General features: G+C 46.5%; 1 protein-coding gene. It reads left to right on the forward strand.

The features are described 5' to 3' along the window. On the forward strand, positions 1 to 217 hold a 217-nt coding region (locus tag RN22_RS25285; protein WP_046308499.1), incomplete at both ends, for a hypothetical protein.

Consider the following 217-nt stretch of genomic DNA (forward strand, 5'->3'; position numbering starts at 1 on the left):
GAAGCCATTCAAATTGACCTCAACAATCCGACGTTCAGCATGGATGTGGGCATTGCGAGACTCTTTGCTACAGAAAACGGCGGCGAAGTCGGTAAATACCTGATCTACGACGGTGATGTATTGGTTGATGAAGTCACCTTCTCATTTGAAGAGGGACACACTGGCATCATCAACATCAGCTCAGATGTTCCTTTTGATCGTGTCGTTCTTGAGTCTG

The sequence above is a fragment of the Grimontia sp. AD028 genome (assembly GCF_000973155.1).
Lineage (GTDB): Bacteria > Pseudomonadota > Gammaproteobacteria > Enterobacterales > Vibrionaceae > Enterovibrio > Enterovibrio indicus.